17 protein-coding genes are annotated in these 15967 nt (G+C 58.3%); 8 read left to right on the forward strand and 9 right to left on the reverse strand.

Translation table 11 applies throughout. The features are described from left to right. Positions 1 to 529: 529 nt before the first annotated feature. Positions 530 to 1249 carry an NIPSNAP family protein gene (locus tag V4T21_RS19155; protein WP_090600532.1) on the reverse strand — a complete coding sequence of 240 codons (720 nt, stop codon included), beginning with the start codon at positions 1247 to 1249 and terminating at the stop codon, positions 530 to 532. Between the two features lie 160 nt (positions 1250 to 1409). Between V4T21_RS19155 and V4T21_RS03640 the strand changes: the two genes are divergently transcribed. Continuing rightward, positions 1410 to 2282, forward strand: a complete 873-nt coding sequence (locus V4T21_RS03640) for a LysR family transcriptional regulator (RefSeq protein WP_332713214.1) — start codon at positions 1410 to 1412, stop codon at positions 2280 to 2282. Positions 2283 to 2943: 661 nt separating this feature from the next. On the opposite strand, the gene V4T21_RS03645 is transcribed toward V4T21_RS03640, so the two are convergent. After that, a complete protein-coding gene (locus V4T21_RS03645) occupies positions 2944 to 3333 on the reverse strand; it encodes a MerR family transcriptional regulator (RefSeq protein WP_332713217.1) in 390 nt (129 codons plus the stop codon). Positions 3334 to 3401: 68 nt separating this feature from the next. Between V4T21_RS03645 and V4T21_RS03650 the strand changes: the two genes are divergently transcribed. After that, positions 3402 to 4268, forward strand: coding sequence for a cation efflux transmembrane domain-containing protein (locus V4T21_RS03650; protein WP_332713220.1), 867 nt, complete (start codon positions 3402 to 3404; stop codon positions 4266 to 4268). 305 nt (positions 4269 to 4573) lie between these two features. Here the strand turns inward: V4T21_RS03650 and V4T21_RS03655 are convergent, their stop codons facing one another. The 6 genes from V4T21_RS03655 to V4T21_RS03680 are packed head-to-tail and all read right to left on the reverse strand — an operon-like array spanning position 4574 to position 8939. Then, on the reverse strand, positions 4574 to 5719 hold the full coding sequence (locus V4T21_RS03655; protein ID WP_332713223.1) for an MFS transporter: 1146 nt from the start codon (positions 5717 to 5719) through the stop codon (positions 4574 to 4576). A gap of 48 nt (positions 5720 to 5767) precedes the next feature. Next, positions 5768 to 6520 carry an arsenical resistance protein ArsH gene (gene arsH, locus V4T21_RS03660; RefSeq protein WP_332713226.1) on the reverse strand — a complete coding sequence of 251 codons (753 nt, stop codon included), beginning with the start codon at positions 6518 to 6520 and terminating at the stop codon, positions 5768 to 5770. Between the two features lie 11 nt (positions 6521 to 6531). Next, positions 6532 to 7602, reverse strand: a complete 1071-nt coding sequence (gene arsB, locus V4T21_RS03665) for an ACR3 family arsenite efflux transporter (RefSeq protein WP_332713229.1) — start codon at positions 7600 to 7602, stop codon at positions 6532 to 6534. A gap of 30 nt (positions 7603 to 7632) precedes the next feature. Further along, on the reverse strand, positions 7633 to 8058 hold the full coding sequence (gene arsC / locus V4T21_RS03670) for an arsenate reductase (glutaredoxin) (RefSeq protein WP_332713231.1): 426 nt from the start codon (positions 8056 to 8058) through the stop codon (positions 7633 to 7635). 7 nt (positions 8059 to 8065) lie between these two features. Then, positions 8066 to 8590, reverse strand: a complete 525-nt coding sequence (locus tag V4T21_RS03675) for an arsenate reductase ArsC (RefSeq protein ID WP_332713234.1) — start codon at positions 8588 to 8590, stop codon at positions 8066 to 8068. Further along, positions 8583 to 8939, reverse strand: coding sequence for an ArsR/SmtB family transcription factor (locus V4T21_RS03680; protein WP_332714007.1), 357 nt, complete (start codon positions 8937 to 8939; stop codon positions 8583 to 8585). The genes V4T21_RS03675 and V4T21_RS03680 overlap by 8 nt, the downstream gene beginning before the upstream one ends. 262 nt (positions 8940 to 9201) lie before the next feature. Between V4T21_RS03680 and V4T21_RS03685 the strand changes: the two genes are divergently transcribed. The 6 genes from V4T21_RS03685 (at position 9202) to V4T21_RS03710 (ending at position 14787) form a co-directional block, all read left to right on the forward strand. Next, positions 9202 to 9747 (forward strand): recombinase family protein, encoded by a 546-nt coding sequence (locus tag V4T21_RS03685; RefSeq protein WP_332713237.1) that lies wholly within the window; start codon positions 9202 to 9204, stop codon positions 9745 to 9747. 128 nt (positions 9748 to 9875) lie between these two features. Continuing rightward, positions 9876 to 10769: a hypothetical protein gene (locus tag V4T21_RS03690; protein ID WP_332713240.1), complete on the forward strand. Its 894-nt coding sequence runs from the start codon at positions 9876 to 9878 to the stop codon at positions 10767 to 10769. Positions 10770 to 10887: 118 nt separating this feature from the next. Then, the gene (locus V4T21_RS03695) at positions 10888 to 11823 is read left to right on the forward strand and encodes a hypothetical protein (protein WP_332713243.1); all 936 of its coding nucleotides are present in this window, start codon (positions 10888 to 10890) and stop codon (positions 11821 to 11823) included. 17 nt (positions 11824 to 11840) lie between these two features. Continuing rightward, entirely contained in the window at positions 11841 to 13115 is a 1275-nt protein-coding gene (locus V4T21_RS03700; protein WP_332713245.1) for a hypothetical protein, read from the forward strand. A gap of 110 nt (positions 13116 to 13225) precedes the next feature. After that, a complete protein-coding gene (locus tag V4T21_RS03705) occupies positions 13226 to 13753 on the forward strand; it encodes a hypothetical protein (RefSeq protein ID WP_332713248.1) in 528 nt (175 codons plus the stop codon). Next, positions 13753 to 14787, forward strand: a complete 1035-nt coding sequence (locus tag V4T21_RS03710) for a glycosyltransferase family protein (RefSeq protein WP_332713251.1) — start codon at positions 13753 to 13755, stop codon at positions 14785 to 14787. The genes V4T21_RS03705 and V4T21_RS03710 overlap by 1 nt, the downstream gene beginning before the upstream one ends. Before the next feature lie 381 nt (positions 14788 to 15168). Here V4T21_RS03710 and V4T21_RS03715 read toward each other — a convergent pair whose 3' ends face one another. Beyond that, positions 15169 to 15825: a response regulator gene (locus tag V4T21_RS03715; RefSeq protein ID WP_332713253.1), complete on the reverse strand. Its 657-nt coding sequence runs from the start codon at positions 15823 to 15825 to the stop codon at positions 15169 to 15171. Positions 15826 to 15967 lie beyond the last annotated feature (142 nt).

Here is a 15967-nt window from a genome sequence, read left to right on the forward strand (position 1 = left end):
ATGTTGTTCCTCTTCTTAGGAATGGCTTATTTGGGGTGGCAAGCTGCCGACCGCTTCTGGGGCCCAAGCCGGGAAAGCGGCCGTTCAGCAGGCTACTGTACTTCGACCACAATGCGCCTCCTATCCGGCCGTTCGACTGCCGCTTGCGGCGTCCCGAAAGCCGACATTGCTCACGGCCTAGCCAAGCGCAAGCCGATTACTCCGGCGTATATGTTCGAACCCCACCCGGTCCGCCACTTTGGTAAAAATCGGGAACGCCGATTCTCGCCGACTTCCCTCCTTTGGTGGCTACCGGCTTCCTCAACAGGGTATTTTTGCTGCCCTTGATGTAGATCGCGTCGTCCGCGATCTCGACGTGTTGGTCGAAGGCGCTGACATGTTCCCGCCGATAGCCGCCCTTTCAAAGCCGGAGGCGAGTGCGAGCTTCGCTTGCCAGCTCCGGCACGGCCGCTTTGGCGTGACTCTAAATTCAAACAGCAAAGCGCCCGATGGGTTGCACCGGGCACTTCTTTCTCAAGTCACCTCGAGATTACTTGGTAGCGAGGATTTCGAAATTGTGGGCGTTTGCCACCACACCGTCGTCCCATCCACCTGAGATCAATTCTGAAGCCTTTTCATTCAGGAGTCCGGCGACTTGTCCGGCAAAGTGCGCTTCGCGGCCAGAGTTGTCGGCAAAGATGTCGAAGATGGCGAAGTTGGTCTCGTCAATCTGCAGCGCCGCCCAGAACAATGTCTTGGGTTCAGTTTCTGCGACGATGGGGCCGGCGGCGGTCAGCAAGGCTGCCAATTCGGGGCCTTTACCTGGAGCAGCTTCGAGCTTGATGTAAGTTGCGGTTGTTGCCGTGGAGAGATCAACCGGCGCCTTGACCGACAGGACATCGGAGTTGTTGATATTCGCGACAACACCGTCGTCCCATCCGCCGTCGACCAGTGCGTCGGCGTTTTGGTTCAAAGCCGCAGCAACCGCTCCTGAGAAGTGAGCGTCGCGTGCTTCTTCGTCTGCGAAGATGTCAAAGATTGCGAGCGTGTCATCGGCTTGCAGAGCAAACCAAAGGACGGTGCCCGGCTCTGTGTCCCGCACGATCGCTGCGGCACCAGCCAGAAACTCCGCGAAAGCTCCGGTCTGGCCTTCGGCGGCCGGCATGGCGATGTAGCTGGCTGTATGATTTACCATTGGGTTGTCCTGTGCAGTTGCAGAAGTTGTGATCAGCGCCAGTGCGGCGACTGTTTGAAGGATTTGCGTTTTCATGGTCGTCTCCTGATTTGAAGTGCTTCATGTTTGGTTTTGATGCACTCTTGTCCCATGCCGAATGCGCCCGAACCCAATTCCGAAGTTCTATTCTTTGATAGACATGGACTATTGAAGTTGGTTTGATGGCGTGGCTGGAGATGTAACGGAGAATGCGGCGATGGAAATGAACCAGATCAGGTATTTTCTCGCTGTCTGCGAGCACCGAAACTTCACCCACGCAGCCAGCGCCTCCAATGTCTCCCAGCCTTCCTTGACGACTGCGATCAAGAAACTTGAAGACGAGCTTGGAGGTGACCTGTTTGTCAGGGACCGAGCGGGATGCAGGCTGACTCCGCTGGGAAGACTCATGCAGCCAAGATTGCAGAAGGCTCATGATGAGACGAGACAGGCGAAGGCGGAGGCGGTCCGTCATGTGCGCTTGGAGCGGGTTCCAATCTCTGTTGGTGTCGGCGAAACGATTGGCCACAACAGGATTTCGGCAGCTATGGAGCGTACTCGTACGCGATTGCCGCAAGCCGAAATCGAATTGATCGTTGCGTCAACCTCCGAGCTTCTTGCCGGGTTACGAGATGGTGAATTTGACGTTGTAGTCACCGCAGAGAAGGTCAGTGAAGACCTCTATCGCATAGACCATCTCTATGAAGAGGACTACAAGGTCGTGGTGTCAAAGTCGCATCCGTTGTCTGAACTAAATGCGATCTCTCTTTCGACGCTGGCTAAGACTGACATGCTGGACCGACTAAATTGCGAAATGCGGGATACTTTGCATGGAACCTGCGCGGATCATGGTCATGAACTCTACGCGGCCTATCGGTCAAATCGCGTGGATTGGTTGGTTGAACTGGCGCGACAAGGGTCAGGTGCGGTGATCCTGCCAGCCACCGCTATTCCTTCGGACATGGGCTTGGTGTCGAAACCCATCGATGGTCTTGAATTAACAAGAACTGTTTTGGCTCTTCGATATCGGCACCAAACGACGAGACCAGAGACAAATGATCTGATCCGTGAGATGACGCGCACGCTGGCGTAGTGAGGTCGGTAATCGACATTCGCCCATCGTGCAGCATTCGTCACTTTGGGCTCAGACCAGACTTTCGCGGCATCACGCTCGAACGTCCGTTCTACTTTTCTTCGAGATCTCGCCCGCAATCCGCCACTTAGCGCTGGAGAAATTGCGCCAGATTGCGGTGAAGGTCACAGCGAACCACACCCATCGTGTGCGGTGATAGTCGTCGGTGACGAGGCCGTACTCTTCAAGAAGCCACCGCGCCGCGTGAGGCGACCTTCGGCGCGGGTACAGTGGGTGGGTTCTTTTCAATCTTGAAGAGCCGCTTGATTTCCCTGATGACCTCTTCAGCAGACGGCCCCGGCTTTGCCGTCGGGTGAAATGAATGAACGGCAGGTTTCGGGTGCCGAACGCGGCGCTCCGAACGGCGACAATGGGGTCGTTTCTTGCCGCTGATCCAGCGCGCGCACATTAAGTCATGCAAATCATTGCGCCTGGGTGGGACACAACCATTGTAGAGGGTTGGCCACAGCATCAGCCGTGTATGTAACATAACAGAAAGTCGGCTTTCGATAGTTTTGATGATGTATTCACCTAACTCGCTACCTTCCAACGTCCTGCACATCGCCCGGAATGGGGCGGAAAGGCGACGGCCCCGCTCATGGTCATAGTGAGATTATTCAGTTCAGCTCACTGAAAGCGCCTCAATCACGCGGCACTCCGAAACGCGCCCCTGATGACATTCACCTACCATGCGGGCCAACTCGTCGCGCAAAGAGAGCAAGCGGGCGATGCGTCTTTCGACTTCCTCAAGCTGTCCCTGTGCAATGCGGCTCGCGTCCTCGCACGATGCTTCGGGTTGCTCCTGCAAAGCCAGCAACACCCGAACACTTGGCAGATCGAAACCAAGATCGCGGGCATGGCGGATAAAGCCCAGCCGCTCTGCATCGACGGGGCTGTAAGTGCGCCGTCCGTTGGATTGGCGGGCAGGCTTGGGCAAAACCCCGATGCGCTCGTAATAGCGGATTGTTTCGATGTTCACGCCTGCCTGTCGGGATAAGTCGCCAATCTGCATCTTTTCGTCTTGCTCCTGTAGTGACTACAGGTTGTAGCATGACAAGGCTAGAATTTCGAGGATCGACCATGGCCGCCGCAACCGACACAGTCCGCTATCATGTAACCGGGATGGACTGCTCGTCCTGTGCCGCCAAGATCGAGGGCGCGACCCGCAAGGTCGATGGCGTCAATGATGTGAAGGTGTCGATTGCCTCCCAGATCATGACGCTAAAAGTCGATGACCCGGCGCGGCGCCTGCCAGTGGTGGAATCCGCCATAACCGACCTTGGCTATCAACTCAACCGCCTAGGCCAACACAAGGCCGAAGGCGCGGGCGATGATGATGACGACCAAATTCCCGACCTGTCCCACGTCACCCCAGCGTATAAACGGGCGCTCTGGATCGTCGTCCTGCTCAATGTCGGATATGGCATTATCGAGATTGGCGGCTCAATCCTGTCAGGATCACAAGCCCTTCAAGCCGACTCCCTCGACTTTATCGGGGATGGTCTGATTTCATTTCTCGGCCTGATCGCTGTCGGATGGGGTCTTGCTGCCCGCGCTAAAGCAGCCCTGCTGCAAGGCGTGTTTCTAGCCCTGCTCGGCTTCGGCGTGATCGGCTCGACCGCCTACCGGGTGTTTTTCGAGCATGAACCGCAAACCATGCTGATGGCGGGGTTTGCTTTCGTGGCTTTCATCATCAACGTGCTGGCTGCCGTGGTGCTGATCCCGCACCGAAAAGGAGATGCCAATATGCGGGCCGTATGGCTGTTCTCGCGCAATGACGCAATTGGCAATCTGGCCGTGGTCGCTGCTGCTGCTCTCGTTTGGTGGCTCAATAATCCATGGCCGGATTTGCTGGTTGCCTTCGCCGTGGCGGGCCTGTTCCTGCAATCGGCATGGTCGATCATTAGAGACGCACGGCAAGACCTTTCACAAGCCCGCCGCGTTTAGTCTCATAGTCGATATTACCCGTTTCCGTGGCCTGCGGCTTCTTTCCAGAGATGGCATTGGTGCGCCGAAAGACCGGGGCAAATGCCGACCAGGGCAGCATCTACGGCTTAACGGCTAAGCCATTCAAATCATTGCGCCTGGCATGGGACACAACCGTTGCGGAGGATTGGTCACAGCATTAGTTGTGCATGTAACGTTTGAATTGCCGGTTTTCGGGCACTTTCATGAAGTTACGTCTCCCGCAAACATGTTGTTCCTCCTCTTGAGGAATGGCTTACTTGGGGTGGAAAGCGGAAAGACAGCTTTCAGCAGTCAACCCTTCCAAGCGGACGTTGTCGAACGACCTGCCAAAGCATGCCGGCGATCAAGACGTTGATCGTTGCCAATGCTGCTATGACGTGAAGCAGAGCGTCATAACCAAGCCTGGAAATCAAAATTGCTCCGATCATGGGGGCAGCAGCTTGAGCAATCAGGCCGGGGCGGGCAAGCCGTCCGATGATAGGTGCATATTGCTCCGGACCAAAGAGACTGAGCGGAAGCGCCCCTCGCGCGATCGAAAAGATGCCGTTCCCTGCGCCGTAGAGGATCAGCGCCAGCCCAACAATCGGCATCCCTGCCGCTAGAACGATCAATCCGCCAGCGCATAAAACAACCGCTGCACTTAGCGTCCACATTGGATGATGGCGACCGCGACCGAGCATTTCCAGAACCCGCGCGCCGACTTGGGCTGGCCCGATCAGCGCGCCGAGTGTGACCGCCTCGGCCAGGGATATGCCTCTGGCTTGCAGGAGCGTGAGCAGATGTACCGCGACGATCGTGACGAACAGGCCTGCGATGATCTGGATCAAGGCGAATAGCCAGAACATGGCTCGTTCCCGAGGCGAGAGCACGAGCGTTGCATCGGCGTCGATACTGGACTGTTTAAGCGGCCGTGTGGCTTGCGGCACCATGGCGAGGATCAAGGGCAGACAAACGCCAACGAGAATAGCCGCATAGGCGAAACAAGCCCCGCGCCAGCCGACCGCGTCGACCATAGCGGCTGAAAGTGGCCAGCAAACCGTGCTCGCAAAGCCTCCCCACAATGTCAGCGTCGTGATCGAGGGGCGGGCTTTCTCGCAATAGATCCCGCCGAGGGTCGAGAATGCGGCATCGTACAGCCCGGCGGCCATGCCAATGCCGAGAACCGCCCACCCGGCCATGAAGATCGCCAGGTTTGGCGCGGCCGCAATCATTGCCAGACCTACGGCGATAATGAGACAGCCAAGCGCCAGAATTGGCCGTCCGCCGTGTCTCGATATTGCATCCCCAATTGTAGGCGCGGAAAGCCCTGCGACCAGCAACCCGAGCGAAAGAGAACCGACCACCCATTCAAGCGGCCAACCCGTATCGTTAACGATCGGCGCGGCAAGAACGGCGATCAGATAGTAGGTGCTGCCCCAGGTGAAGATCATTACTACGCCAAGAGCATGGACCGTCAGCCGATTCGCTCTGACCATCGTCTATGCGGGCTGCTTTTGAGGTGCGCTAATTGCGCTTTTGTCGGTCGTTGGATCGTGCTTTAGCGCTGCCGCCTTTCGCTCTGAATATCGATCAACAAGCTGACCGGCATGCGGACGCGTGAGGATCGTGAAACGTACCAGTTCCTCCATCACGTCCACGATCCGATCATAGTAACTCGACGGCTTCATACGGTCGTTTTCATCGAATTCCTGGTATGCCTTGGCGACGCTCGACTGGTTCGGGATCGTAAACATGCGCATCCAGCGGCCGAGAAGCCTGAGCGTGTTGACGGCGTTGAAGCTCTGAGAGCCGCCTGATACCTGCATGACCGCGAGCGTCCGACCTTGCGTCGGCCGAACACTGCCGATCGAGAGCGGCAAATGATCGATCTGCGCTTTCATCAGGCCCGTGACCTGACCATGGCGCTCCGGCGAACACCAAACCATGCCTTCTGACCAAAGCGCATGCTCGCGCAACTCATGGACCGCGGGATGATCATCCTTCGTCACCTGATCGGGAAACGGCAATTCGCTCGGATCGAAAATTCGGGTTTCCGCGCCGAAGAATTGCAGCAGTCGCGCGGCTTCTTCCGTCGCCAGCCGGGAGAAGGACCGAGGCCGGAGCGATCCGTAGAGCAGTAGGATACGCGGCGGGTTATCCGCCAGACCCAAGCCAATTCCGGGCCGCTCTATTACGAAACGCGGATCGAGAGCAGGCAGGTAATCGGGAGCGATGAGTGTTCGTAGTGGCATGATGAGCTCTCCTATCGGGCTGTCGCTGGCGCAGTCGCGGGAAACCAGCGACGGCCGAGACGCAGCGCGACGTGAACGAGCAGCACCAGCACAGGCACTTCGACCAGAGGACCGATGATGGCTGCAAAAGCGACCGGTGAAGCCAGGCCGAACGCGGCAATGGCAACGGCAATGGCCAGCTCAAAATTGTTTCCGGCGGCGGTGAAGGCGATCGCGGTCGTGCGGGGATAATCGGCCTCGATCAGCCTGCCCATGGCGAAGCTGATGACGAACTGGACCACGAAATAGACCGTCAGCGGGATCGCGATCATCACGGCGTCGAATGGCAGGCGCACCACGTCGCCGCCTTTCAGGCTGAACATTGCTACGATTGTGAAAAGCAGTGCCACCAGTGTGATCGGGCCGATCCGCGGCAGGAATTCGCGTTCGTACCAGCCTTCCCCCTTGCGAGCGATCAGTATGCGCCGCGTCAGGAAGCCGGCGAGGAACGGTATGCCGAGATAGATCAATACCGCTTCGGTAATGGTCCAGAAGCCAACATCGACTATGCTGCCTTCTAAGCCAAAGAGCGGCGGCAGAACCGTTAGGAACAGCCATGCGTAGGTCGAGAAGAACAGGATCTGGAAAATCGAGTTGAAGGCGACAAGGCCAGCTACGTACTGGTTGTCACCGCGCGCGAGCTGGTTCCAGACGAGTACCATGGCGATGCAGCGGGCCAGCCCGATCAGGATCAGTCCCGTCATATATTCCGGATGATCGCGCAGGAAGATGACCGCGAGGACGAACATCAGCGTCGGGCCGATCAGCCAGTTCTGCACGAGCGAGAGGATCAGCACCCTCTTGTCGGCAAACACCTGATGCAGTTCCTCGTACTTCACCTTGGCGAGCGGCGGATACATCATGAGGACGAGGCCGATCGCGATCGGAATATTCGTCGACCCGACCGACATGGCATCGAGCGTGTTCGGCAAATCGGTGAACAGCGTGCCGAGGACGACGCCGAGGGCCATTGCCGCGAAAATCCAGACCGTCAGGTAGCGGTCGAGGAACGACAGCCGTGAAGTTGGCTCAACGGAAGCCATGGGAACTCTCCAATACAATAAGTATGAGGATCAGGCAGACGCGACCCTGCGGCCGTGTTGATCCACGACGCGCTCGCCATCCTCTTTGATGAACTCCCCGCGCTGTGGCGGTAAAAGATCGAGGACCGCTTCGGATGGCCGACATAGGCGCACCCCGGCGGGCGTTAGGACGATGGGCCGGTTGATCAGGATCGGGTGGTCCATCATCGCGTCGATCAAGGCATCGTCGCCAAGGCTTGGATCGTCCAGCCCCAACTCGGCGTAGGGCGTGCCCTTTTCCCGCAGGAGGTCGCGCGGGGTTATTCCCATGCGGCTAATGAGGTCGGCGAGGCGCGCCCGCGTCGGCGGACATTTCAGATACTCGATAATGTGCGGCTCGACGCCGGCATTGCGGATCAGGCCGAGCGTGTTGCGCGAGGTGCCGCAGTCAGGATTGTGGTAGATGATAATATCCATGCCGCCCTCACGCCGCACTGTCTCGGGGCTTGGTCGCCCCTTCGGCTCGCCCGATTTCGTTCAGCCGCACCTTGAGGGACGACTTATCGAGAGAAGCGACAGGCAGGGCAGTGAACGCCGAAATCCGGTTCATCAGGTAGCGTAAGGCGGTCACAAAGGCCGTCCGTTGTTCGACCGGATCGGAAATCGCCGCCGGGTCTTCAATGCCCCAATGCGCTGTCATTGGATGGCCCGGCCATATCGGGCACGCTTCGCCGGCGGCGTTGTCGCAAACCGTAAAGACGAAATCCATGACCGGTGCCGATGGGCCGGAAAACTCGTCCCAGCTTTTCGACCGAAGCCCATTGGCCGGAAAATCGAAGTGTTGAAGCGTCTCGATCGCCAGTGGGTGAACCTGTCCCTTGGGCTGGCTACCGGCTGAATAGGCTCGGAAACGGCCATTTCCCATTTGGTTCAAGATCGCTTCGGCAAGGATCGAGCGAGCGGAGTTGCCGGTGCAGAGAAATAGCACGTTATAAATTGGGTCAGGCATGGGCATCACTCGTGATTGGGTCACAGCACGACAGAGCTGCAACGGCTGGCTGGCACACTTCGGGATGACCTTGGCAGCAATCCCGCATCAGGAATTCGACGAGTCCGGAAAGCGCCGGATAAGTAGCGCTGTAAATGATCGACCGGCCCTCGCGGCGTGATCCAATCAGTCCGGCATGCTCAAGGTGGCTCAAGTGAAACGACATGCGCGAGGATGAGGCATCCATCGCCTCGCCGATCGCGCCAGCGGCCATACCATCGGGACCGGCCGTCACCAGCAGCCGAACGATGCGCAGTCGCGTTTCCTGGGAAAGTGCAGCAAATGCGGTAAGGGCTTGTTGCTCGTTCATCATCGTCTCAATGCTTCAAGGACCATTGAGATATAAAGCAGCTTTGTTAGGCTTGGCAACCCCGGTCGAAGCTTACGGCCGCTTTCGGATCGTAGCCGTTTGGCTCGGAATTTCCGCAAGGGGGTCGGAAGATGCCAGTTTTGGGCACCCATGCGGGCACGTCGTCTTCCGACGTTGCGGAAGTTACAACTTGTGCAACGAATTTTCCGGCCACGGAATTCAATGGCTTGCGCGTTGCAAAAGTCCGTTGCAGAATCGCGGCATGATTTACGGCTATGCTCGCGTATCCACTGACGGTCAGACGCTCGATGCACAGCGTGAGGCGCTGACCTCGGCCGGGGCCAAAAAGGTCTTCGCGGAAACCGCGAGCGGCGCAAAATCCGACAGGGCCGAACTGGCCAAGTTACTGGCTCTCATCGGTCGCGATGATACCCTGCTGGTCACGAGGCTCGACCGGCTGGCCCGGTCCACGGTCAACCTGCTCAATATTCTTGATGGGCTTTCCCAGAAGGGGGCCATGTTCCGTTCGCTCACCGAGGGGTGGGCCGACACGACCACTCCGCATGGCCGCCTGACCGTGACCATCGTGGGCGGAGTGGCGGAGTTCGAGCGCGAACTGATCCGCGCCAGAACATGCGAGGGCCGCGCCCGCGCCAAAGCACGCGGCCAGAGCCTGGGCAGGCGCCCCACCCTCACCCGGCATCAGCAGGACGAAGTCCGACGCCGGAAGCTGGCCGGTGAGCCCGTGCGGGAAATCGCCCGCAGTTATAATGTGAGCGCCAGCACCATCTCCCGGGTCTCCCCATAGTCGAGATACGGGCGGTCGCCCCGTGCTTGGTGACGGCACATTTCAAATTGCAATGTGTGGGCTGGCGTTTACTCGGTGTTGTCCTCTGCTTGGGAAATTGCCCCTCTACGGATTTACGGGGGCACGTTATGGCCAAGGCATTTACAACTAATCTAACGGACGAACTCGTCGACGCGATCAAATACGCTCGGCGCCACCGGGCAAAAATCATCCAGCCCGTCGGGAATGACGTTATCCCCCAATATCACGCGTTGTTTGATCGCGTTTACCCCGCACATGCGACCGAGACATTTGCCGGCAAGAGCGTCGATGAGATCACCACGGCCGATTGGCGCGTGCTGTTCTATTATAAGATGACTGCCCGGCATAACTTCGACATGGACGCAACTCTGGAGAAGATCGCCTACGCTCGCGAATACGCCAGCAAAACCCCTAAAGCCGAATTGGAAGACGGCTGGCAGGTTTCAGACGAACAGCGGCAAGCCGATCGGCAACGTGCACTCGACGACATGCGTGCCGATATGCGGACATGGTCCGACAAAGAGCTTCAGGACTTTGCTGGCCTCAGCGAAGAAACCGCCCAGTTCGTTCGCAGCATCAAGCCCCAGCATCGCAACGCTATCGTTGAGGACTTCCACGCCAAAGAGCCCAGCCTGCTATCACCGGAGGCACCTTTCGATCGCCCCTATGACTTTTCTTTTCGTCGCCGCACGCCATTGAAAATGGAGGTCATGCGCCAGCATTATGATGCTGGGACAGGACAGAAGAAGGGGGCGATGGACGTTCCGCTCATGGCGGCGAGAAACCTTCAGTCCGAAATCGCCAAGCTCACGCCGCAAAGCAAGCTCGAGCTCTTCAGCCGATACGGTGCCGATGAGTTTGACCAACGGCATGGCCGGGAAAACAATCGCAATCGCGATAAACTGCTCACGGCCTGCATCATCGCCGCCGACGGCAGCCAGTTTGGCGAACATTACATTTGCAGTCCGACCTTCGTTCAACGCGCAATGGCAATTTTATAGCTGCGAGTTCGCCTTTTAAGCTACTGATATCTAACAGATATCTCCCTACCTGTTCTAATCGAGAGATTTAGCCAAATCCCTATGCTTCTGGACATCAACACTGACCAGGAGCAAGACATTGACGACCGAACTTCAACACCACACCGCCCAGAACGACGTTCTCGGCGAGCACCACGCCGGGTTCAGCAACGCCTATGAGGCGCAGCTGCGCACCGATGGCCTGGCCATCGGCGAACAGGCAAAATCCGACGAGGCATTGGACGCCTATCGTCAGACCCTCAAGACCACTGACGAACAGGTCCAAACCGCTCTCATCGCTCGCGATCGCCGCCACGACCTGATCTTGACCGCCAGTTTTGTTTGCTGGGTCAAGACCGCCGAACAGTCGCCCGGCTATATCGATAGCCTTCTTGGCGAGGGCGAGGTGAAGATTGCGGCCAATGCGGCCACAATCGAACGCGCCAGGATGAGCGCTCTCATCCGGCTCGTCACTGGACAGGTTGCGGCACGCGCTGACACCAATGTGCGCATTTCTCGCCTGTCCAAGACGGCAATCGGTCTGAGCATGGAATGTGAACGCCTTGGGGTCGCAGTTCACCTGGGCAATGTCGCCAAGGTGATCGACACCGCACTGGAGCGCAACAGGACCTATTTCCAAAAGCTCGTGGACGCGGCTGAGGCGAAGCCGGATGCGGAAGGTGCCGCAAAATCCGACATCTCGAATCCTCCGGCATCCCAGACGACGACCGCTCCCAGTGGGCAACCGCATGCCCGCCAGAAGCCCGAGCCGGACAATAAGGATGAGAACGCCTCAGAGGAGACCGGTGCGGCGCCCTCGGCCCCGCTGCGGCTGGTCCCCACACCGAGCACCGCATCTCCAGTGCTTCCCGCAGTGATCGGAAAGATCCCCAACGACGCAGGGCTCGACCAGGATTACTTCATCATGCTTGGCCACGTTCGCGGCGACACCATCGTGGTGCGCGGTCCCATCATCTCGACCCAGGCCGACGAAGTTCTTCGGGCGCTGGAAAAAGCCTACCAGAGCGCGGCTTAGGACGGGAGGAACTCACTATGAAAAACCCTCTCGCCCATACCGGGGCCGCCTACCGCCCTGCGATGCAGGATTGGATGGCCCGTGTCATCGGTGACGGCACCGCCCGGTTGCGCACCGACGGCAAGCTCAGTAGTGCGGATTTGCATCTGCTGAGCGGCACTGGCCTTGCTCATGTTACCCACTTCCTACAGGCCGCTCCCGACGGTGTGGAAGGCAGTGAGCGATCAATGGTCGCCACCCGCAATCCTGCGATCACCAACGGGATGGCCGACAGCGGCGGCTATCAGGCTTCCACTGGTGTGCTCAAGCTTACCGAGCGGCGGCAGCACGACATGTTTCGGTTTTCCGAAGCCATGAACAGTGCGGCCATTCTCGATGGCCCCACATCATCGATCACCAATCCCAAGAGCAAGCTGCGCTCCCTGGCCGATTGCATGAGGTTCACCGAGTCCAACGCCCTTTATGCCATCCAGCATCGTGTTCCGGGCAAAACCAAGCTCCTCAACGTCAGTCAGGGGCGCTCCCAGAAGGAATCCGAGGAGTGGCTGGGCGCTGTTTCCCAGTTCAGCGACCCGAAAATCTACGGTGAGCGCGCCCTCGACGGGTGGGCTATCGCCGGAGCGGCCCGGCTGCATTTCTCGATCCAGCTGCGCAATCTGATTGCGCTTCGGGAAAATGGCTTGCTCAGGAACAGCGCCCCCATCCACGTGCTGGGCACCGGACATCCGGAAGTGGCCTGTGCCCTCAGCGCCGTGCAATCGGGGCTGCAAAAAACGATCGGCGAGGACATCCAGGTCTCCTTTGACAGCGCCACGCCATTTATCATGGCCGGAAAATACAAGAAGGCCTTTGGCGTGCCGACCCTCAATCGCAAGAGTTTGCAGATGACCATCGCTCAGATGCCGCATGGCGACATTTATGTCGGCAGCGATCATCCCTGGCCCGTCTCCAGCCCCTTCGCGAACCGGCTCGACCTGGGCGACCTCAATGTGCGCAAGGGCGATCCGAAGTCGGCTTGGGACACGCTCTCGCACGTGCTCGTCGCCGTGCATAATGTCTGGGTGATGTGTCGGGCCATCGCATTGGTCAACCACCGGCTTAGCCTCCCCTCGGCCAATCGCAATCTGTGGTTGCCGCCCCGGATCGTCGAGTTGGCCGAAATCATCGAAGAAATCCTCGTGCGCGAAAACTCGCACACGATGATCGACCAGCATCAAGTCCTTTTGGACATGCTCCGGCACAAGAGCCGGAACACAAAGCTGCTCGAAGACTACGGCGACGCCGACCGCTAAGCGCCGCCGCATCCTCGGCCGCTGATCAGCGGCTCTCCCAAAACCTCTGCGCCGTTTCAACCTGCTGTTTCAGCGGACAGGACCGGTGCGTCTCGAAAAAGGAAAATCAAATGACCACCATCACCACATCCGGCATTCGTTCGCCCAAGCGCCTTCCCATTTGGACCTTGGGGTATTTCGGCACCATCGTCTTTGCCAACATGATGCTGCTCTGGTTCGAGCCGCTGTTCATCGCTGGCTCGGCCATTCCACCGGCGATCTTCGCCTCGGGCTTCGTGTTCGTGCTGCGCGACTTTGCCCAGCGGGAAATCGGCCACTTCGTGCTGATCGCCATTGTGGCCGCTGCCGGCACCACCTTCTGGCTCGCCGGCCCAGAGGTCGCCATTCCCAGTGCCTCGGCCTTCCTCGTCGCCGAGTTGGCCGATTGGATCATCTATTCGCTGACCAAGCGCCCGATGTCGCAGCGTGTCGTGATCTCCTCGCTGATCAGCGTTCCCATGGACACAGCGGTGTTCTACGCCCTGCTCGACATCCTTGATCCGCTTTCGCTGATCCTCGGGATCGTCATCAAGCTTATCGGCACCATGGTCTTCTGGATCGGTCTTAAGTGGGTTGAAGCCCAGCAAGGGGACCTGTGATGACCGTCTATATCATCGGCCTCGAACAGCACGAGCAACGCTATACGAGCGAATGGGCAACGGAACTGCCCAGGAGTGTCGCCAAGTTCCTCAAATCTTCCGGCTCAATCGAACAGGTTCGCGTGGTGGAAGGCCACCACGCGACTCAGATCACCACCGAAGGGGCGTTCCTGAACTTTGCCGAAACCAACATTTTTAAGGCGGCGCAAATCAGCCAGATCGCCGAGCTGTTCACTCGGGGGCAGATCAGACCGGACGACAAATTCCTCTTCGCCGACGCGTGGCACCCCGGCGTGATCACCACGCGTTACATGAGCGATTTGCTGGGCGTGCCGGTGAAGCTTTTCGGCCTCTGGCACGCGGGCTCCTATGATCCGCACGACTTCCTCGGCCGCATCCCCACCACCTGGGCGCGGCACTTCGAGCGTTCCCTGTTCCATGCGCTCGATGTCAATTGCTTCGCCACCCACTTCCACATCGAGCTGTTCAAGTCGGAATTGGGTGTTAGCGACGATAGCCGCATCCTGCGCACGGGATGGCCGATGGAATACCTCGAAACCACCCTTGCGCCCTATCGGGACCTCCCCAAGCGCAATCTGGTGCTGTTCCCGCATCGGATCGCCCCGGAAAAGCAGGTCGATATCTTTAGAGACCTGGCGAACTCTTTTCCCGATTACGAGTTCCGAGTCTGTCAGGACACACCCTTGACCAAGGCCGAATACCACCGGCTGCTGGGCGAGGCCAAAATGGTCTTTTCGGCCAGCCTGCAGGAAACCCTTGGAATCGGCCTCTATGAGGGCCTCCTGTGCGGAGCGGTGCCGTTTGCCCCCAACCGGCTCTCCTACAGCGAGATGTATCCGGCTGACTGCCTCTACCCAAGCGAATGGACCGAAAACCGGGACAGCTATGTTCGGAACAAACCGCTGTTGGTGGACGCGGTTCGCAAGGTTCTTGAAAGTCCACCCCAAATTTCCGCGGGCGTGATTGGCGAAAATTTCTTCAACGCCGACGAAGTGATGGCACTCTTGGTTTGATACGCTCCCAAGGAGAAGAGCCCTCCCCGCTCAGGTTGATACCTGAGCGGATAGCCGCCGGCGGTGACAACTCTGTCAAAAACCTGCGGCGGGTTCCCGTCCTCGAACATCCGATGCTCCTATCTTCGCTCTAGACGCCGATGCTGCTTCGATATTCCCTTCCGGCTAGTGGCCAGCCGACCTTGATCTCGAAACCGAGCTTACGGACGTACCTTATGAAACGCAGACGCTGAAGGACGGCAATCGGAACTGGAGTGTTGGCAGGTGCGCAAGACACAGGCGATACTCGCGTGCGGCGCTCGTCGACGCCTATGCCGTCGGCCATCTCGGGGGAAATCTGGAGCAAGCGCATAACCGGCGGGCGAGACGCACCGCCTGGTGTCAGATTGCCGCTTCGACTGCATCCTGATGGCGACGGGCAGCGATCACGACTTCGACACGGTTGCGGGCCTTGAGCTTGAGCATGAGGCCGGACATGTAGTGTTTGACAGTCTTTTCGCTCAGATGGAGTTCTTGAGCGATTTCCTTGTTGGTACGCGCTTGCAGCAATTGGGCGACGATCTGCTTTTCACGTACGTTGAGGCTCACGACCTCTTGAAGCTTGCGCCTTTGCGCCCTTTCTCGGAGGCCAGTCAGCACCTGGGTCGCGAACTGCCTGCCGACATAGAGCTGGCCGGCCAGCGCGCCTTCGATAGCTTCAACCAGTTCGGGGATGGGACTGCCCTTAAGCGCAAAACCGGTCGCTCCGGCATCGAGCGTGCGGATGGCAGAGTCGGTGCTTGAAAATGCAGTGAAAATGACGACTCGCGTTTTACCATTGCTGCGGGCGATATCGGAGATGATCTTGAAGACATCGCCCGGCATACTCAAATCGAGAACCACGATGTCGGGGTTATTGTCAGCAACCAAAGTCCAGGCCTCGTCTGCCGAAGAACCGGAGCCGACGACTGAAAACCTGTTGTCCTCTGAAAATATCGACACCAATCCTCTTAGCATTGCTGGGTGGTCGTCGAAAAATGCGATCGTTATCTGGCGCATGCGGCACCGCCCCCGATACGCCCCGCTCCCCAATGGCGGGACGTAAAGGGTAGTATGCACGCTGGTTAATTAATCGTAAACATGAAATATATGTAATTGTGTATTTTGATTAACATGAATGATTTATGCTAGACCTTGGGCT

It is taken from the genome of Pelagibacterium mangrovi (assembly GCF_036662815.1).
Taxonomy (GTDB): domain Bacteria; phylum Pseudomonadota; class Alphaproteobacteria; order Rhizobiales; family Devosiaceae; genus Pelagibacterium; species Pelagibacterium mangrovi.

Bases quoted from the DNA above. Each gene is read 5' to 3' on its own strand.
- V4T21_RS03655 (WP_332713223.1), bottom strand. From the start codon at position 5,719: ATGATCTTCACCTGGGGCAGCACCTACTATCTGATCGCCGTTCTTGCC.
- arsH (WP_332713226.1), bottom strand. From the start codon at position 6,520: ATGCCACTACGAACACTCATCGCTCCCGATTACCTGCCTGCTCTCGAT.
- V4T21_RS03705 (WP_332713248.1), top strand. From the start codon at position 13,226: ATGACCACCATCACCACATCCGGCATTCGTTCGCCCAAGCGCCTTCCC.
- arsC (WP_332713231.1), bottom strand. From the start codon at position 8,058: ATGGATATTATCATCTACCACAATCCTGACTGCGGCACCTCGCGCAAC.
- V4T21_RS03715 (WP_332713253.1), bottom strand. From the start codon at position 15,825: ATGCGCCAGATAACGATCGCATTTTTCGACGACCACCCAGCAATGCTA.
- V4T21_RS03645 (WP_332713217.1), bottom strand. From the start codon at position 3,333: ATGCAGATTGGCGACTTATCCCGACAGGCAGGCGTGAACATCGAAACA.
- arsB (WP_332713229.1), bottom strand. From the start codon at position 7,602: ATGGCTTCCGTTGAGCCAACTTCACGGCTGTCGTTCCTCGACCGCTAC.
- V4T21_RS03685 (WP_332713237.1), top strand. From the start codon at position 9,202: ATGATTTACGGCTATGCTCGCGTATCCACTGACGGTCAGACGCTCGAT.
- V4T21_RS19155 (WP_090600532.1), bottom strand. From the start codon at position 1,249: ATGAAAACGCAAATCCTTCAAACAGTCGCCGCACTGGCGCTGATCACA.
- V4T21_RS03640 (WP_332713214.1), top strand. From the start codon at position 1,410: ATGGAAATGAACCAGATCAGGTATTTTCTCGCTGTCTGCGAGCACCGA.
- V4T21_RS03675 (WP_332713234.1), bottom strand. From the start codon at position 8,590: ATGCCTGACCCAATTTATAACGTGCTATTTCTCTGCACCGGCAACTCC.
- V4T21_RS03700 (WP_332713245.1), top strand. From the start codon at position 11,841: ATGAAAAACCCTCTCGCCCATACCGGGGCCGCCTACCGCCCTGCGATG.
- V4T21_RS03710 (WP_332713251.1), top strand. From the start codon at position 13,753: ATGACCGTCTATATCATCGGCCTCGAACAGCACGAGCAACGCTATACG.
- V4T21_RS03650 (WP_332713220.1), top strand. From the start codon at position 3,402: ATGGCCGCCGCAACCGACACAGTCCGCTATCATGTAACCGGGATGGAC.
- V4T21_RS03690 (WP_332713240.1), top strand. From the start codon at position 9,876: ATGGCCAAGGCATTTACAACTAATCTAACGGACGAACTCGTCGACGCG.
- V4T21_RS03680 (WP_332714007.1), bottom strand. From the start codon at position 8,939: ATGAACGAGCAACAAGCCCTTACCGCATTTGCTGCACTTTCCCAGGAA.